Here is a 15,352-nt window from a genome sequence, read left to right on the forward strand (position 1 = left end):
TACTGCTCTATTATATAAACCAATATTAGTGATGCCGTAAAATTGCGGACCGAGCTGCTGGGCCACCTTAAAAAACAGGAAGGCGCGGGTATTGCCCGACTTACAAAGAATGTTACCGGCGGGAGTAATTTCCGTACCCTTGCCGATGTTGAAAGCCTTATTGATTACACGTATGTATATGAGGTTAAATACAAAAATGGCGATGCAAACTATACTTTTGGTTTTAACGACCCCAGGAGTACGAAGATGGAATTTTTTAATATCGTGTTAAAAAAACGTGGCGCGTATTCAAAGTCCGTACTTATAAAATATGAGATGAATGCCGTATTCGCGGCTAATTATCTTGGAGGCAAGGCGGACTTTGACACCTTTACCGGTAGTATCACCATTGAGCCCCTGGATACAGATGCAGGAATTGATTGCGAAGAAGAACGAGCCATAAGTATTCCTGTGACAGGCGGAAATGGCCCCGGCAGCAGCGGTGGCTCAGGAGGAAGCGGTCCAGGCGGCGGCGGCGGTTCGGGGGGCAACCCTTATAACCAAAGCGTTGTAGATGCCAAATACCTGCAGCTTACCATGGGTGCACCCGTGGTGGCAGAAGACCCTAATGGCGATGACAGCGACAATGGTGAAGAGGAAGAGAATACAGGATTTTTAGGCGGCATCTTTTGGACTAAGGTACATAAAAGCCCGCGTTACTTTAGGACAGGTGGTACAGACCCACTACTTGTTGACCCTGCCAACCCTTGTGCGGGGCAGGAGGAGATAGGGATCATTGAGCCGGTGCCTGATCCGCATGAAAAGAATTGTGAGGAGTTGAAGAAACTATTTCAAAATTCAACTTTGAAAAATTCATTTAATGATTTGAAAAATAACAAACTGTCAGATAATAAAGAAAATGGCTATAGTTTTACTTCTAATACGAATAATATAATGACATGTACTGCTATTCCAACAAATCCAAATAGTAATTTTAATAGTATCTCGATACCAGTAGGAGGCAACATATTTGGTGCGTCTCACACTCATCCAGATGATGGAAAGGGATATCCAATGTTTTCTGCCGAAGATATATATGTTTTATATAAGTTACAAAGACATTATAACTATAATGTTGTTGTACCATTGTCCAAAATGAATGCATTTGTGTATACTGTTACGACTGCACAAGGTACTTATGCGATCAAAATTGATACAATGCAATTCTATGGTGAGATGCGTGCACTTGAAGAGGATAAAAAGAAGTTAGAAGATTTTTTTGAAGGATTAACACGTATTCAAAACCGGAGAAAAACTACCGATTCATCTTCATTATTTCAAAAAGATTTTTTAAATTATGTGAAAAAATATAATTTGTCAATTTCTTTATATAAAGCAAATGAAGATTTTACTGGATGGGATGAACTTACAATTGATCCCCATGACACAAATCTTATAAAAACAACTAACTGTAATTAATTCTAATTATGAAAAATCGATATTTAGCATATTTTCTTTTTATATTTTTAAGTTGCAAAGCCCAAATAACCACCCTTCCATTGTATAGTAGTGAAGATTATGAAGATGGTGTCGACATTTATTATAAAGACACTTTTAATGACTTTGATAATTATACAGGAACCTGGGAGTATGTGAATGGTACTACCTCATTACGCATTGTTTTTGAAAAAAAGCTCTTATACCACGATGCATTTGATAATAATTATCGGGACCTGCTAATCGGTGAATACCGTTACATTGAAAATGGGGTTGAGAAAATAAATACCTTGCCATTACTAACCAATCCTCCTTTGGATCTGATTGAGCATACTATTGTTGGAAGTTCGATCATTGGTAATGATAACTTCCCAATTTGCAGCGATTGTTCAAACGGGCAAAAAAGAGTAGTTTTAAGTTTTGAAGATCCTTTACGAAATAATGTTGAAGGTCTATTTGGAAATCTCATTGTAAGGCGTGTTGGCGCAGGGTCAGTTCAGCAAATAAAGATCGAACTGAGGCAGAGGGGAAATATTCTGGTCATAGATAATATTCCGCCACTTTACAGCAGCTTCAATGTTCCATGGGGAGAATATACATTAACGAAAGTTCAGTAACTTTAACTGCCCCGCTACGGCGGGGCAATTTTCCTATGAAAATGATATTTATCATAGCGGTTTTGGTTTTTGGGGTGGTCTGCAAAGCACAGATAACCACGCTTCCGATTTATAGTTGTGATGACTATCAAGATGGTGTCGACATTTATTATAAAGATACTTTTCTCTTAATCAGTTTTAATCTTCCCTGGGGAGAATATACATTAACGAAAGTTCAATAACCTAACTGCCCCGCTACGGCGGGGCAATTTTCCTATGAAAATAATATTTATCATAGTTGTATTGGTTTTTGGGGTGGTCTGCAAAGCCCAAACGACTCAGCCTTTACTGGATGTAATTGGAAATGAATCCGGGATATATTATAAAGACACACATAACGACTTTGATAAGTTTGTGGGTACATGGAGATACCAGTCCGGTAATATAATTTTCGAAATAAAGCTCCAGAAAAAAGTTATGCTCCATAGTACTGAATCAAATAGCTATTCAGATATGCTGATAGGAGAATATCGCTACCTTGATAATAATGGTATTGAGGTTTTGAATACATACTCTAATCTACAATTAAATTTAGGCCCCTATAAAAATAATATTGCAGGTAAATATATTAGGGATAAAAATAAACCGGTAGTAGAAAGACGTTTTCAGTTATACTTCAAAGATCCTCAGAGAAGCTATTTAAATCGTGAGATAATTGTCAAGTATATACCTTCACAAGGGAGTACACCTGAAAAAATAGAAATTGAATTTAAGGGAGATACTTCTATCGTGCCAGATGAAAATTCTCCAACAGAGTTGAGAGTTCCAGAGCAGAACTATACATTAACGAAAATTCAATAACCTAACTGCCCCGCTACGGCGGGGCAATTTTTACTATGAAAACGATATTTATCATGGCGGTTTTGGTTTTTGGCATGGGTTGCAAAGCCCAAATAACCACCCTTCCATTGTATAGTAGTGAAGATTATGAAGATGGTGTCGACATTTATTATAAAGATACTTTTCTCTTAACCAGTTTTAATCTTCCCTGTGGAGAATATACATTAACGAAAGTTCAATAGATCACTGTCCCGCTACCTTACCGATCTTACATTCCCATACACCGTATCCTTGATCCTGTTTTGGGATAGCATTGATAACGGCACCAGCATAAAAAATAGGAAGATAGTTTTTGGTCTCATAAATTAACGGATATTCAGGCAAATAAAAACCTGCTCTCGTGGCAGGTAAATTGCCCTGTTTAATAACAGGAGCATCATTTTGCTAAAAAGGTTGGGAGCGGTTAAAAAGTTTAGTCACCACCACATCCGCCGCCACACCCGGAGCATCCGCTGTCCCCTCCACTGTCAGAGCTGCACTCTGGGTCGCAGAACAGCCCGAAGAACCCACCTGAACTGTCTATCGACCCACCGTCGGCGCTGTTTTTCCCGCCTTTACATTTATTATTGTTGCGAAAGGCAAGAGCTATGATGAAGCCAACCAGGAATACGATGAAAAAGATGGCTCCTGTCTCGGCCTGCACGCATACCAAAGCACCGGCTATCAACAGTGTTTGAAGCACTCCCTGCCTCAACGACCTGCGCGGCTTCGGCACCAGCCAGTACCGGTCCAGGCTTACCCTGCGGAAGCTGATCTCGCTGAACCGCTCATTATTGCCCTGCCAAATGTCGGTGGGCGGTGTAGCGCCAAACTTTTCGAGGTAAATGTCCTTTAACGAGGTATAGTAGCCAACGAACTTTTCCCTCTCGCTGTTCCCGCCTCTCGTTGGATTGTGGTGGAGCTTCCTGCTGAGGGTGTTATCGCAAAGGTCGTCCCAGTAGGAGCGTGTGTAGGTCAGGTGCAGGTGCCAGGCCTGGTCTACCGGGTCGGAGGGCGTGACCTGTGTGGGCGATACGCAGCACAGGAATATGAATTTTTTGTACTCTTCGATCACGCGCCCTGTGTAACCTGTGCTCCAGCCATTCTCGCGGGCGAGCCTTCTCGCGAATGTCAATTGGGTCCCTTTACTGTCAAACCCGAACCTCTCGAGCTTGTCCCAAAGTTGTTTTTCAACTGTTGTCATTTTTATTTTAAAGGTACTAAAAACAGGGAACGGCGGTGCATTTTACAAAGCCGTTTCGTTTCATTCTTCTGTAGGGTTGTTACATATTTTAGCGCTTTTTACAAGCCGTCTGAGATACGGTGTCCAAAAATCTAAAAATCCATTTTCCCATTTCCGCAGATTGTCTTATTTTTGCCCATGCAACACAACGTACTTATTTTAGACTTCGGGTCGCAATACACACAACTTATTGCGCGAAGGGTTAGGGAACTGAATATTTTTTGCGAGATATTCCCCTATAATAACCCGCCAACAGATTTATCAACCTACAAAGCCGTGATCCTTTCCGGAAGCCCGTTCTCCGTTAGGGCCGAAGATGCACCGCATCCCGACCTTTCCGAGATCCGCGGCAAGCTGCCTTTATTGGCGGTTTGCTACGGAGCGCAATACCTCGCCCATTTTCATGGTGGCGAAGTGGCACCGAGCAACATCCGTGAATATGGGCGTGCTAACCTCTCCTATATCAAGGAGGGCGAACCGTTCCTTGATGGCGTATCAGAAAACAGCCAGGTATGGATGAGCCACAGCGATACCATAAAAAAGCTGCCGACCGGTGCTGTAAGGCTTGCAAGTACTAAGGATGTAGAGAACGCAGCGTATAAGATCGAGGGTGAAACCACCTATGCGATACAGTTCCACCCCGAGGTGTATCATTCTACCGATGGTAAACAAATGCTGGAGAACTTCCTCGTAAAAATTGCTGAAGTACCCCAAAGCTTTACACCCAACTCTTTTGTTGAGGATATCGTGACAGAACTTAAGGCAAAAATAGGCAACGATAAGGTAGTGCTTGGACTTTCGGGCGGGGTAGACTCTACCGTGGCGGCCGTTCTGCTTAATAAGGCTATTGGCAAAAACCTATACTGTATATTTGTGAACAACGGGCTGCTGCGCAAGAATGAATTTGAAGGCGTACTGCACCAGTATAAGGACATGGGGCTTAACGTAAAAGGCGTAGATGCTTCGGACAGGTTCCTGTCACAACTTGCAGGCATCGACGATCCTGAGACCAAGCGTAAGACCATTGGTCGTGTGTTCATTGAGGTTTTCGATGACGAAGCAAATCAATTGACCGATGTAAAATGGCTGGCACAGGGTACGATCTATCCCGATGTGATCGAGTCGGTTTCCGTCAAAGGGCCATCCGCTACCATCAAATCGCACCACAATGTGGGCGGGCTTCCCGACTTTATGAAGCTTCAGGTGGTAGAGCCATTGCGAATGCTGTTCAAAGATGAGGTAAGAAGGGTGGGGGCTACATTGGGCATCGATGCTGAATTGCTTGGCAGGCACCCGTTCCCGGGACCGGGGCTATCCATACGCATATTGGGCGACATAACACCGGAGAAGGTGCGCATACTCCAGGAAGTAGACTCTATATTCATACAGGGACTAAGGGACCATGGGCTGTATGACAAAGTTTGGCAGGCCGGTGCGATACTGCTCCCGGTAAACAGTGTGGGCGTAATGGGCGATGAGCGTACCTACGAAAAAGTTGTAGCGCTGAGAGCAGTGGAATCGACTGACGGCATGACCGCCGACTGGGTACACCTGCCATATGACTTCCTCATGAAAATATCTAACGAGATAATCAATAAAGTAAAAGGCGTGAACCGGGTGGTGTATGACATCAGTTCCAAGCCGCCAGCCACCATAGAGTGGGAATAATTTTCACAGGCCTCTGCGATCGCAGGGGCTTTTTATTTGTGATCATGAAATGTATCGATCACATATCCATGGTAATTGATGAAAATTCATTTCATACTTGTAGGAAGTTTCTATGATTTTTATTTTAACACAATATCAGGGTGTTAAATGTTTTTTGGGTTATCTGTTTTAGTTAAATTTTAATTAAATTTGGAATGTTGCAAATCATTAAATAAAACATTTACACCATGAAGAAACTATTTTTACTTGGGTTCATTATTTGGGGATGCGCAGCCATGGCACAGGAGACCGAAGGGGTTAGCGATACATCCAAAGACAGGAGCAGTGAGGATTTTTATGTAGAGGAAGAGGCTGAATCGGGTTCATTTTTCATAGAGCACAAAGTGACCCAGGGAGAACAGATGGCCATGATATCACGTCAGTACCTTATAGAGCCAAAGGAGATATACCTATACAATACAGATGCCGTAAACGGGATAAAGAGCGGGACGGTTTTGAAAATACCCCTCCATAAATCCAAAAAGAAGAACCTTGACGGTTTTATAAAAGAGCTTGAGAAAAGCAATGGCGGATCGGTACAGGTGGCGGCTCCCCAAAAAAAGATGAAGATGGGGGTAATGTAGGTGCATTTTAACTGAAAATTATAGATGATTAGCCGTTACAAATTTTAACTTTGTAACGGCTTAATTTTTTATAAACGCTCTACACATGAAATATCTCGCATCCCTGTTATTTTTACTTGCCTTATCCATCAGCGCCCATGCGCAGGACTATAAAAAACATACGGTAAAAAAAGGCGAGACGATATCGTCTGTTGCGAAACAATACCAGGTGACGCCTTATGACATCAACAGGCTTAACCCCGATGCGAAGAACGGCCTTAAAGAGGGTGCGACATTATTGATCCCCATTGCCAACAAAGAAGTAGCCAAGCCTAAGGAAGTGCCTACAAAAGTGGCTAACACCATTCATACCGTTGAACCGAAAGAAACCCTTTACAGCCTTTCCAAAAAATACAATGTTGAAGTAGCGGATATCGAAAAGGCAAATGCCGAAGCGTTGAAAGAAGGGTTAAAGGTAGGACAGCAGCTCATCATCCCTGTAAAGGGCAGCGGCGTAGCAGCACAGGTAAAGGCTGCTGAAAAGGCCGATGCCAAAAAGGGCACCAACGCCTACATTTACCATATTGTTGAAGCAGGAGAAACAAAATACTCCATCGCCAAAAAACATGGCATAACCGTTCAGTTGATAGAGGAACTAAATCCTGCCGTAAAAGATACGCTGCCATTAGGATTTAACCTTAAACTGGTGGATAATAATGCTGTGAAAGGGCAGGCTGAACCGGTTGCGGTGGTTACTGGCCCAGGCTATGTAGAATATACAGTGCAACCTAAAGAAACGCTGTACAGCATAATCAAAAGGTCGGGAATGACCGAAGAGGAATTGATAAAGCTAAATCCGGAATTGAAAGACGGGTTGAAAGATGGTATGATCTTAAGGCTGCCGGCTGACAAAGCTGCCGCTTTAAATAATGCACCTGTGCGAACAGCTCCGACCGGTATTGCCGACCTCTCTAAATCGATAAAAAGATCGGAGCAAAAAGAGATAGCGTTATTGCTCCCATTCAATATGGCCAAGATCCAAAGCGATACGGTCCGCAAGCAGCTGTTGCGCACTGACCGTTTCCTTAACATGACGCTCGACTTTTATGCCGGAGCCATGATGGCTATTGATTCGGCAAGGGTAATGGGGCTTCCGCTGAAAGTGAAGATATATGATTCAAAGGAAAGCAAGAACGGCTCGGATGTGAACGGGCTGGCATCATCGCTTGCTTCTGCTGATGCGGTCATTGGACCATTTTTCCAGTCGAACGCCGAGAATGCGGCCGCACTTTTAGCTTCAAAGAAAATACCGGTCATATCGCCATTGTCCAAAGATTCCGGCAAGCCATACAGTAACCTTTTCAACTCTGTTCCCCAGGGCGATGAAGTGAAGATGGCACTCATGGAATACCTCAAGACGAAAAATGGCAATGTCGTAGTTGTGATCGATCCTAAAAAAACAAGTGCACGGGAGTTTATTAAAGCCAATTATCCATCGGCACGATTTGTCGAAGGTACGCCTACAGATGCTGTACTCCGCAGCCATCTCATTGCCGGAAAAATGAATTATGTGGTCCTTGAGTCAGAAAACACCGGTATGGTCTTAACGACCACTAAGTTACTCGTGGCATTGCTTCCTGATTTCCAAATACAATTAGCAGTGCCTGAAATTACAGATGCTCTGGAGAATGACGAAATGCCAATGGACAGGCTTGCCAAACTGAAAATGCTCTATCCGTCGGTAACAAGGGAAAATAATAGTCCGGAAGCTTCAGTATTTGCAAGGGATTTTAAGGAAAAGAACGGTGTTATGCCTAATGCCTTTGCTACCCGTGGATTTGATGTGACATTTGACACCATACTGAGGATCTTCCAGGAAGATGGTTTCGCACAAGGTGCGGACACGCTGACATCGGAACAGGTAGAGAACAAATTCATCTATGCTTCAGATAACGGCGGCAATTACAATACAGGCGTTTATATCCTTCAGTACGATGGAGGTTTTACCATAAAACAAGCAGAATAACCATGACATCTAAAGTAACTTATCTTGGAGACCTAAGGACATCCTCGATCCATATCCAGTCGGGTACCGAAATCGTATCTGACGCGCCAAAAGACAATAGGGGCAAAGGCGAGGCTTTTTCGCCAACCGATACCGTAGCCAATGCATTAGGAAGCTGCATGATAAGCATTATGGGCATCAAGGCCATGGATATGGAATTGGATATGGTTGGCTCAACAGTTGAAGTGACTAAAATAATGCAGGCCGAACCCAGAAAGATCTCCAAGATAGGCATCATCATTAACATGACGCTTGAAGCGGACGAGAAGACCCGTACTATCATGGAGCGCGTTGCCATGACGTGTCCTGTGTATCTGAGCCTTCATCCGGACATTGAGAAAAATGTGGTTTTTAATTGGCCGGTATAATTGGAACAGCATCAAGACAAACAAAAAGAATTCCTCATAAAGCTCGCCCACGCCAAAATGCCATTCGGCAAATATAAAGGCTCGTACCTTATCGAACTGCCCGAATATTATGTGGTGTGGTATCACAATAAAGGCTTTCCGTCAGGGCTTCTCGGCCAGCAGCTGCACATGGTATATGAGTTGAAGCTAAACGGCCTTGAGAATATCGTACGGAATATTAAGGCGCAATTCCCGAAATAGATCTGTCGATTCTTTTAATGCGGCAATGTACCCAATTATTGGAGTGGTCTGATAATTGGTGCATTATCGCGTTTATAAACCTATCTGTTTTCTAATGTATCAATTATTTCGCTTTGCAGATGATCGCTACATTGAACAATTGATATATTGATTAATTTTCATGAATTAAATTTCGTACTTTTGCCACGTTTTTGGACTAACGAAACAGCAACTACAACACAACAACAACTCAATAATGAAGCAGACAAAGTATATTTTTGTTACAGGGGGCGTGAGCTCTTCCCTCGGGAAGGGTATTATTGCCGCATCCCTGGCAAAACTATTGCAGGCAAGGGGCTACAGGGCAACAATCCAGAAATTTGACCCTTACATTAACGTAGACCCCGGGACCCTGAACCCTTATGAGCATGGCGAATGCTATGTGACCGATGACGGCGCCGAGACCGACCTCGACCTTGGCCACTACGAACGGTTCCTTAACGTTCCAACATCGCAGGCGAATAACGTTACCACAGGAAGGGTATACCTTTCGGTGATCGAGAAGGAGCGTCGCGGTGAGTTTTTGGGCAAAACGGTACAGGTTGTGCCACACATTACCAACGAAATAAAAGAGCGCATGCAGTTGCTGGGCAATACCGGCGATTATGACATCGTGATCACCGAGATAGGTGGTACTGTGGGTGATATTGAGTCGCTGCCTTATATTGAATCTGTACGCCAATTGATATGGGACCTTGGCGAAAGCAATGCCATAGTAATACACCTTACACTTGTGCCGTACCTTGCGGCTGCGGGCGAATTGAAAACAAAGCCCACACAGCACTCGGTAAAAACGCTGATGGAAAGTGGTATAAAAGCCGATATCCTCGTATGCCGTACGGAACATGAGCTGTCATCTGACCTTAAGCAAAAGCTGGCCTTGTTCTGCAATGTGAAAAGGGAGGCGGTTATCCAGTCGATCGATGCTTCTACGATATATGATGTGCCGAACCTGATGCTTGAGGAAGGCCTTGACAAGGTAGCGCTGAAGAAACTTGACCTTGAGGAAAAGAACACACCGGACCTGCAGCAGTGGAACGAGTTCCTGTTCAGGCTGAAGAACCCAAAGCATACCGTGAGCATTGGCCTTGTGGGCAAGTATGTAGAGCTCCAGGATTCGTATAAGTCAATACTTGAAGCATTCATCCATGCAGGATCAGCCAATGAGACCAAGGTGAATGTGGTAAGCATCCACTCAGAATATATAGACAAAGAAAACGCAGCCGAAAAGCTGGCCGGACTTGATGGTATACTTGTTGCGCCCGGATTTGGCGGCAGGGGTATTGAAGGAAAGATCGAAACGGTGCGCTATGCCAGGGAAAATAATATTCCTTTCTTTGGGATATGCCTTGGAATGCAGATGGCCGTGATCGAGTATTCGAGGAATGTGCTGGGATGGAGCGATGCCAACTCGACCGAAATGAACGAACACACGCCGCACCCTGTTATCAACATCATGGAGGAGCAGAAGAATATTACGGACAAAGGCGGCACGATGCGCCTCGGTTCATGGAAATGTGATATTAAAGAGGGTACTCTGGCCCACAAAATATACGGCAGATTACAGATAGGCGAGCGCCACCGCCACCGCTACGAGTTCAACAGCGCTTATGTTGCAAATCTTGAAAAGGCAGGGATGAAGGCATCGGGCATTAACCCTGACACTGGGCTTGTGGAGGTGATCGAGATCGACAGCCACCCGTTCTTCATAGGGGTGCAGTACCACCCTGAATATAAGAGTACGGTAGCCAACCCACACCCGCTGTTCGTGAATTTTGTGAAGGCCGCTGTAGCTAAAAAAAGTCGATAATTGCCAATGGCATTACCCTTTAATGGGATATTTAAGTGAATTAATTATAAGTAAATGGAAGAAAAAAGGTTAGATTTAAAAACGATTCTTGGTTTCGGTTTGATAGCCCTGCTGCTATTGTGGATGATTTACAACCAGTCGGCCAACCGCCAGGATGAACTGCAGGAAAAGGCTAAAAAAGAGCAGATCGAAAAGGCAAAACAAAAACAGATCCCTGAACAAAAGACTGCTGCCGTGCCACAGGATCCCATTGCGAATGATTCTATTAAATCTGCCGCGTTAAGAAGTTCGCTTGGTGCATTCGCTTACAGCGCTACCTTGCCGTCGGCTAAAGAAAATACTACCGAGATAAAGAATGAACTGCTTACGCTGCACATCGCTAACAAAGGTGGTTATATCAAAGAAGCTAACCTTAACTACGAGCAGTTTGAAAAAGGTTCGAATAAGAGGGTGGAGCTTATCAAGCAGAACAATGCCAACCTGAACCTTCAGTTCAGGACACAGGATAACCGAATACTGAATACCAAAGATCTGTACTTTGAGCCGGCCGTGACCAAAGAAGGTGCCAACACCGTGCTGACCATGAGGCTGAAGGCAGGTGTGAACCAGTTCCTTGAATACCGCTATGTGCTCAAGCCGAACGATTTTATGATGGATTTCTCCATCCGTACGCAAGGCATGGCACAGGTGCTTGATACGTCAAAACCGATCGACCTTGAGTGGCAGTTGAAAGCTTTCAGGAACGAGAAGAGCGTATCGTATGAGAACAGGTACACTGAACTTGTGTATGAATATGAAGATGGTAAGGACAATTATCTTAGCCAGGGCAAGAACGAATCAGAAAAGGTTGAGAATGTAACCTATGTGGCTTTCAAGCAACACTTCTTTACTTCTATACTATTAACAGACACACCTTTCAAAACGGCTGACCTTACATCGGAAAACCTTGTGCACGACGACAAGACCGACACGATATTTACCAAGAAGTTTACCGCAAAAATGCCATTGGAGTTCAAAGGCGGCGAGGTAAGCTATAATATGAACTGGTACTATGGCCCGGCCGATTATAAAATATTGAACGGTTACGACAAAAACCTTGACGAGGTAATGCCACTGGGCTGGGGTATCTTCGGGTGGATCAACCGCTTTATCTTCATCCCGGTATTTACATTCCTGAGCACCTTCCTTCCGTATGGTATCGGTATTATAATCTTTACGATACTGATAAGGCTTATTATGTCGCCGGTTACCTATAAGTCGTACAAATCGCAGGCCAAAATGAAAGTGCTTCGTCCGGAGATACAGGAGATCAACGAGAAGTACAAGAAAGACCCGATGAAGAGGCAGCAGGAAACCATGAAGCTGTACAACAGTGCGGGCGTGAACCCAATGGCGGGATGCCTTCCGGCACTGATGCAGATACCGGTATTCTACGCGCTGTTCCAGTTCTTCCCGTCATTCTTCGACCTTAGGCAGCAAAGCTTCCTTTGGGCCACCGACCTTTCTTCGTATGACTCTGTACTGCACCTGCCGTTCTATATTCCGTTCTATGGCAACCACGTGAGCTTATTCCCCATATTGGCATCGATAGCGATATTCTTCTACATGAAGATGACAACAGGAGACCAAAGCATGTCAGCGCCGCCACAGGAAGGCATGCCGGACATGAGCAAGATCATGAAGGTAATGATATACATTTCACCGATAATGATGTTGATATTCTTCAACAATTATGCATCAGGTTTGAGTTTGTACTACTTCGTTTCGAACCTTATTACCATCGGTATCATGATCGTGATCAAGAAGTACATTGTAACCGAGGACAAGATGCACGCGCTGATCCAGGAGAACAAGTCCAAGCCTAAAACGCAAAGCAAATTCCAAAAGAAAATGCAGGATATGATGGAACAGGCCCAGGAGCAGCAAAAAGCAAGAGGCAAAAAATAATATAAAACATCCGCTTCGGCGGATGTTTTTTTGTAGTTAAATGGTAAACCACATTTGGCTTACTTTTGGATATACTAAAACAAGACTTTAAAAGTTATACTTAAAACTATCTGCCATTTTATGAAAAACAGGTTTTTATCTTTTATCGTAGTATTGATGGTCTCAGTTACCGCCTTTGCGCAGGAAACTAATAAAATGGATGCCAACGGCAAGCGTCACGGAGTTTGGAAAGGTATTCATGACGAAAGCCAGAGGCCGCGTTATGAGGGTACTTTTGAGCACGGTAAAGAAACAGGGACATTTAAATTTTTTGAGGATAATAAGGCATCGACGCTCAAGGCGACCCGCACTTTTGCTGCCGATGGTTCGTGCTACACTACTTTTTTTGATGAAAAAGGCAGTAAGCTGAGCGAGGGCCGCGAAGTGAACAAGCTTAATGAGGGTGAGTGGAAATACTACCATCCCGGAGGGAAAGCGATCATGTCCAGCGAGCGCTTTATTAAAGGCAAGCTCACAGGCATCCGTAAAGTTTTCTTCCCGAATGGGAATATTAATGAAGAGACCACTTTTGTGAATGGCCTTAAGGACGGGATCTATAAAAAATATACGGAAAAGGGCATTGTGCTTGAGGACTCCAATTATAAAAATGACCAAATGCATGGGCCGGCAACGTATCGCAATGGTGAGGGAAAGCTTGTAGCAACGGGCCAGTATACCAATGGTAAGAAAACAGGCATATGGAAATTTTATGAAAATGATAAAGTGGTGAAGGAGCAGAATATGAGCAAAAAAGGCGCGAATATTGCGCCAAAAGTAAAGACGAAAGGGATAAGGCCGACCGCACCGTAACTGTAGACCAAATATGCCTGGGCCGCGAGCTGTATGAATTGGGACGAAATTCATATAATTCGCGGCTCATTGTTTTTTTATGTAATTTTGCACCAAATTTAGAAGAAAGGATTAAAATGAAACGTGTAGTAGTTGGGCTTTCGGGTGGTGTAGATTCGAGTGTGGCGGCATACCTGCTGCAGGAGCAGGGTTATGAGGTTATTGGCCTTTTCATGAAGAACTGGCACGACGACTCTGTAACCATTGCCAATGAATGCCCGTGGCTGGAAGACAGCAACGATGCATTGCTGGTGGCCGAAAAGCTGGGTATACCCTTCCAGACGGTCGACCTTAGCGAACAATACAAAGAGCGTATCGTGGACTATATGTTCAACGAATACGAAAAAGGAAGGACACCCAACCCGGACGTACTGTGCAACCGCGAGATCAAATTCGATGTTTTCATGAAGATAGCCCTGAGCCTTGGTGCCGACTATGTCGCTACCGGCCATTATTGTCGTAAAGGGACTGTTGAAAAAAACGGGAAAGAATTATATCAATTGCTTTCCGGTGTTGATGGCAATAAAGACCAATCGTACTTTTTGTGCCAGCTTTCACAGGAGCAGTTGAGCAAGGCGCTTTTCCCTATCGGAGAACTGACCAAGCCGCAGGTGCGCGAGATGGCCGCCAAAATGGACCTGGTCACGGCTGAAAAGAAAGACTCACAAGGCCTTTGTTTTATAGGTAAAGTACGCCTTCCGGAGTTTTTGCAGCAACAATTGCAGCCGAAGGAAGGGCTTATTTACGAAGTGAATGCCGACATTGATGCCTACAGAGCACAATACCCGCAATTCGCTTCGGTAAAAGAGCAGTTGGCCTATGAAGCGAAAAACATCGACTACAAGCCGGAGATGGGCAAGATGGTAGGCAGGCACCAAGGCGCGCATTATTACACCATAGGGCAGCGCAAAGGCCTGAATGTTGGAGGTACGAAAGAGGCACTGTTCATCATTGCGACCGATGTGGCTACCAATGCCATATACACGGGTCAGGGGCACAACCACCCGGGGCTTTTCCGCAGGGCGCTGTTCATACAGGAAAATGAAGTACATTGGGTACGTGAAGACCTGCAACTGAAAGATGGTGAGACCATGGAGGTAATGGTGCGCATACGCTACCGCCAGCCATTGCAAAAAGCTACTTTGCACCAGTTTGATAATGGGATGTACATTTCGTTTGAGCAGCCGCAATCGGCCATTACCGAAGGGCAATTCGCCGCGTGGTATATGGGCGAGGAACTTGTTGGTAGCGGTGTGATATCTTAGTTATGATAACAGTTGAAAAAATACAGATTTACGAGACTTTTGGAGGCCTTTACGATGGGCTTGCATTGATAGGTAATCAGCATCAAAAGCAATTGTTTGAAAATAATGATGACTGGTATTTCCTAAATGGTTTCTATCAGGATATACTTTTGATGAATGGTAAAATGGCCTCGACTGATTATTCAAAATCCGCCCTAAGTAAGATGCAGGAACATTGCGACCCTGACGGATATTGTATGCTTTTGCACAAGATCATGCCATCGTAA

General features: G+C 44.2%; 14 protein-coding genes. 13 read left to right on the forward strand and 1 reads right to left on the reverse strand.

Features of this window, described 5'->3' with window-relative positions; translation table 11 throughout:
• The first annotated feature begins 42 nt into the window (after nt 1-42).
• The 3 genes from ACT6R0_RS04120 (at nt 43) to ACT6R0_RS04130 (ending at nt 2,933) form a co-directional block, all read left to right on the forward strand.
• The gene (locus ACT6R0_RS04120) at nt 43-1,458 is read left to right on the forward strand and encodes a hypothetical protein (RefSeq protein ID WP_444651549.1); all 1,416 of its coding nucleotides are present in this window, start codon (nt 43-45) and stop codon (nt 1,456-1,458) included.
• An 8-nt stretch (nt 1,459-1,466) separates the two neighbouring features.
• Nucleotides 1,467-2,093, forward strand: coding sequence for a DUF6705 family protein (locus ACT6R0_RS04125; RefSeq protein ID WP_444651551.1), 627 nt, complete (start codon nt 1,467-1,469; stop codon nt 2,091-2,093).
• Nucleotides 2,094-2,348: 255 nt separating this feature from the next.
• Complete coding sequence (locus ACT6R0_RS04130) at nt 2,349-2,933, forward strand: DUF6705 family protein (protein WP_444651553.1); 585 nt, start codon at nt 2,349-2,351, stop codon at nt 2,931-2,933.
• A gap of 451 nt (nt 2,934-3,384) precedes the next feature.
• Here the strand turns inward: ACT6R0_RS04130 and ACT6R0_RS04135 are convergent, their stop codons facing one another.
• Nucleotides 3,385-4,155, reverse strand: a complete 771-nt coding sequence (locus ACT6R0_RS04135) for a glycine-rich domain-containing protein (protein WP_444651555.1) — start codon at nt 4,153-4,155, stop codon at nt 3,385-3,387.
• A gap of 177 nt (nt 4,156-4,332) precedes the next feature.
• Here ACT6R0_RS04135 and guaA point away from each other — a divergent pair, with 177 nt between their 5' ends.
• The 10 genes from guaA to ACT6R0_RS04185 all read left to right on the forward strand — a co-directional run bounded on the left by guaA (nt 4,333) and on the right by ACT6R0_RS04185 (nt 15,352).
• Entirely contained in the window at nt 4,333-5,862 is a 1,530-nt protein-coding gene (gene guaA / locus ACT6R0_RS04140) for a glutamine-hydrolyzing GMP synthase (protein ID WP_444651557.1), read from the forward strand.
• A gap of 227 nt (nt 5,863-6,089) precedes the next feature.
• A complete protein-coding gene (locus ACT6R0_RS04145) occupies nt 6,090-6,485 on the forward strand; it encodes a LysM peptidoglycan-binding domain-containing protein (protein ID WP_444651559.1) in 396 nt (131 codons plus the stop codon).
• A gap of 85 nt (nt 6,486-6,570) precedes the next feature.
• Complete coding sequence (locus tag ACT6R0_RS04150) at nt 6,571-8,490, forward strand: PBP1 and LysM peptidoglycan-binding domain-containing protein (RefSeq protein WP_444651561.1); 1,920 nt, start codon at nt 6,571-6,573, stop codon at nt 8,488-8,490.
• A gap of 2 nt (nt 8,491-8,492) precedes the next feature.
• Nucleotides 8,493-8,897, forward strand: a complete 405-nt coding sequence (locus ACT6R0_RS04155) for an OsmC family protein (RefSeq protein WP_444651563.1) — start codon at nt 8,493-8,495, stop codon at nt 8,895-8,897.
• Nucleotides 8,898-9,137, forward strand: a complete 240-nt coding sequence (locus ACT6R0_RS04160) for a DUF3820 family protein (protein WP_444651565.1) — start codon at nt 8,898-8,900, stop codon at nt 9,135-9,137.
• A 235-nt stretch (nt 9,138-9,372) separates the two neighbouring features.
• Complete coding sequence (locus ACT6R0_RS04165) at nt 9,373-10,986, forward strand: CTP synthase (RefSeq protein WP_444651567.1); 1,614 nt, start codon at nt 9,373-9,375, stop codon at nt 10,984-10,986.
• A gap of 54 nt (nt 10,987-11,040) precedes the next feature.
• On the forward strand, nt 11,041-12,933 hold the full coding sequence (gene yidC, locus ACT6R0_RS04170) for a membrane protein insertase YidC (RefSeq protein WP_444651569.1): 1,893 nt from the start codon (nt 11,041-11,043) through the stop codon (nt 12,931-12,933).
• 120 nt (nt 12,934-13,053) lie between these two features.
• Nucleotides 13,054-13,782: a toxin-antitoxin system YwqK family antitoxin gene (locus ACT6R0_RS04175; RefSeq protein WP_444651571.1), complete on the forward strand. Its 729-nt coding sequence runs from the start codon at nt 13,054-13,056 to the stop codon at nt 13,780-13,782.
• Between the two features lie 116 nt (nt 13,783-13,898).
• The gene (gene mnmA, locus ACT6R0_RS04180; RefSeq protein ID WP_444651573.1) at nt 13,899-15,086 is read left to right on the forward strand and encodes a tRNA 2-thiouridine(34) synthase MnmA; all 1,188 of its coding nucleotides are present in this window, start codon (nt 13,899-13,901) and stop codon (nt 15,084-15,086) included.
• Nucleotides 15,087-15,088: 2 nt separating this feature from the next.
• Nucleotides 15,089-15,352, forward strand: coding sequence for a hypothetical protein (locus ACT6R0_RS04185; RefSeq protein ID WP_444651574.1), 264 nt, complete (start codon nt 15,089-15,091; stop codon nt 15,350-15,352).

It is taken from the genome of Flavobacterium sp., from assembly GCF_052437795.1.
Classification (GTDB): Bacteria; Bacteroidota; Bacteroidia; order Flavobacteriales; family Flavobacteriaceae; genus Flavobacterium.

Excerpts from the sequence above, each read along its gene's own strand:
- ACT6R0_RS04185 (WP_444651574.1), top strand. The coding sequence starts at position 15,089 with ATGATAACAGTTGAAAAAATACAGATTTACGAGACTTTTGGAGGCCTT.
- mnmA (WP_444651573.1), top strand. The coding sequence starts at position 13,899 with ATGAAACGTGTAGTAGTTGGGCTTTCGGGTGGTGTAGATTCGAGTGTG.
- ACT6R0_RS04175 (WP_444651571.1), top strand. The coding sequence starts at position 13,054 with ATGAAAAACAGGTTTTTATCTTTTATCGTAGTATTGATGGTCTCAGTT.
- ACT6R0_RS04130 (WP_444651553.1), top strand. The coding sequence starts at position 2,349 with ATGAAAATAATATTTATCATAGTTGTATTGGTTTTTGGGGTGGTCTGC.
- ACT6R0_RS04155 (WP_444651563.1), top strand. The coding sequence starts at position 8,493 with ATGACATCTAAAGTAACTTATCTTGGAGACCTAAGGACATCCTCGATC.
- ACT6R0_RS04145 (WP_444651559.1), top strand. The coding sequence starts at position 6,090 with ATGAAGAAACTATTTTTACTTGGGTTCATTATTTGGGGATGCGCAGCC.
- yidC (WP_444651569.1), top strand. The coding sequence starts at position 11,041 with ATGGAAGAAAAAAGGTTAGATTTAAAAACGATTCTTGGTTTCGGTTTG.
- guaA (WP_444651557.1), top strand. The coding sequence starts at position 4,333 with ATGCAACACAACGTACTTATTTTAGACTTCGGGTCGCAATACACACAA.
- ACT6R0_RS04150 (WP_444651561.1), top strand. The coding sequence starts at position 6,571 with ATGAAATATCTCGCATCCCTGTTATTTTTACTTGCCTTATCCATCAGC.
- ACT6R0_RS04135 (WP_444651555.1), bottom strand. The coding sequence starts at position 4,155 with ATGACAACAGTTGAAAAACAACTTTGGGACAAGCTCGAGAGGTTCGGG.
- ACT6R0_RS04165 (WP_444651567.1), top strand. The coding sequence starts at position 9,373 with ATGAAGCAGACAAAGTATATTTTTGTTACAGGGGGCGTGAGCTCTTCC.
- ACT6R0_RS04125 (WP_444651551.1), top strand. The coding sequence starts at position 1,467 with ATGAAAAATCGATATTTAGCATATTTTCTTTTTATATTTTTAAGTTGC.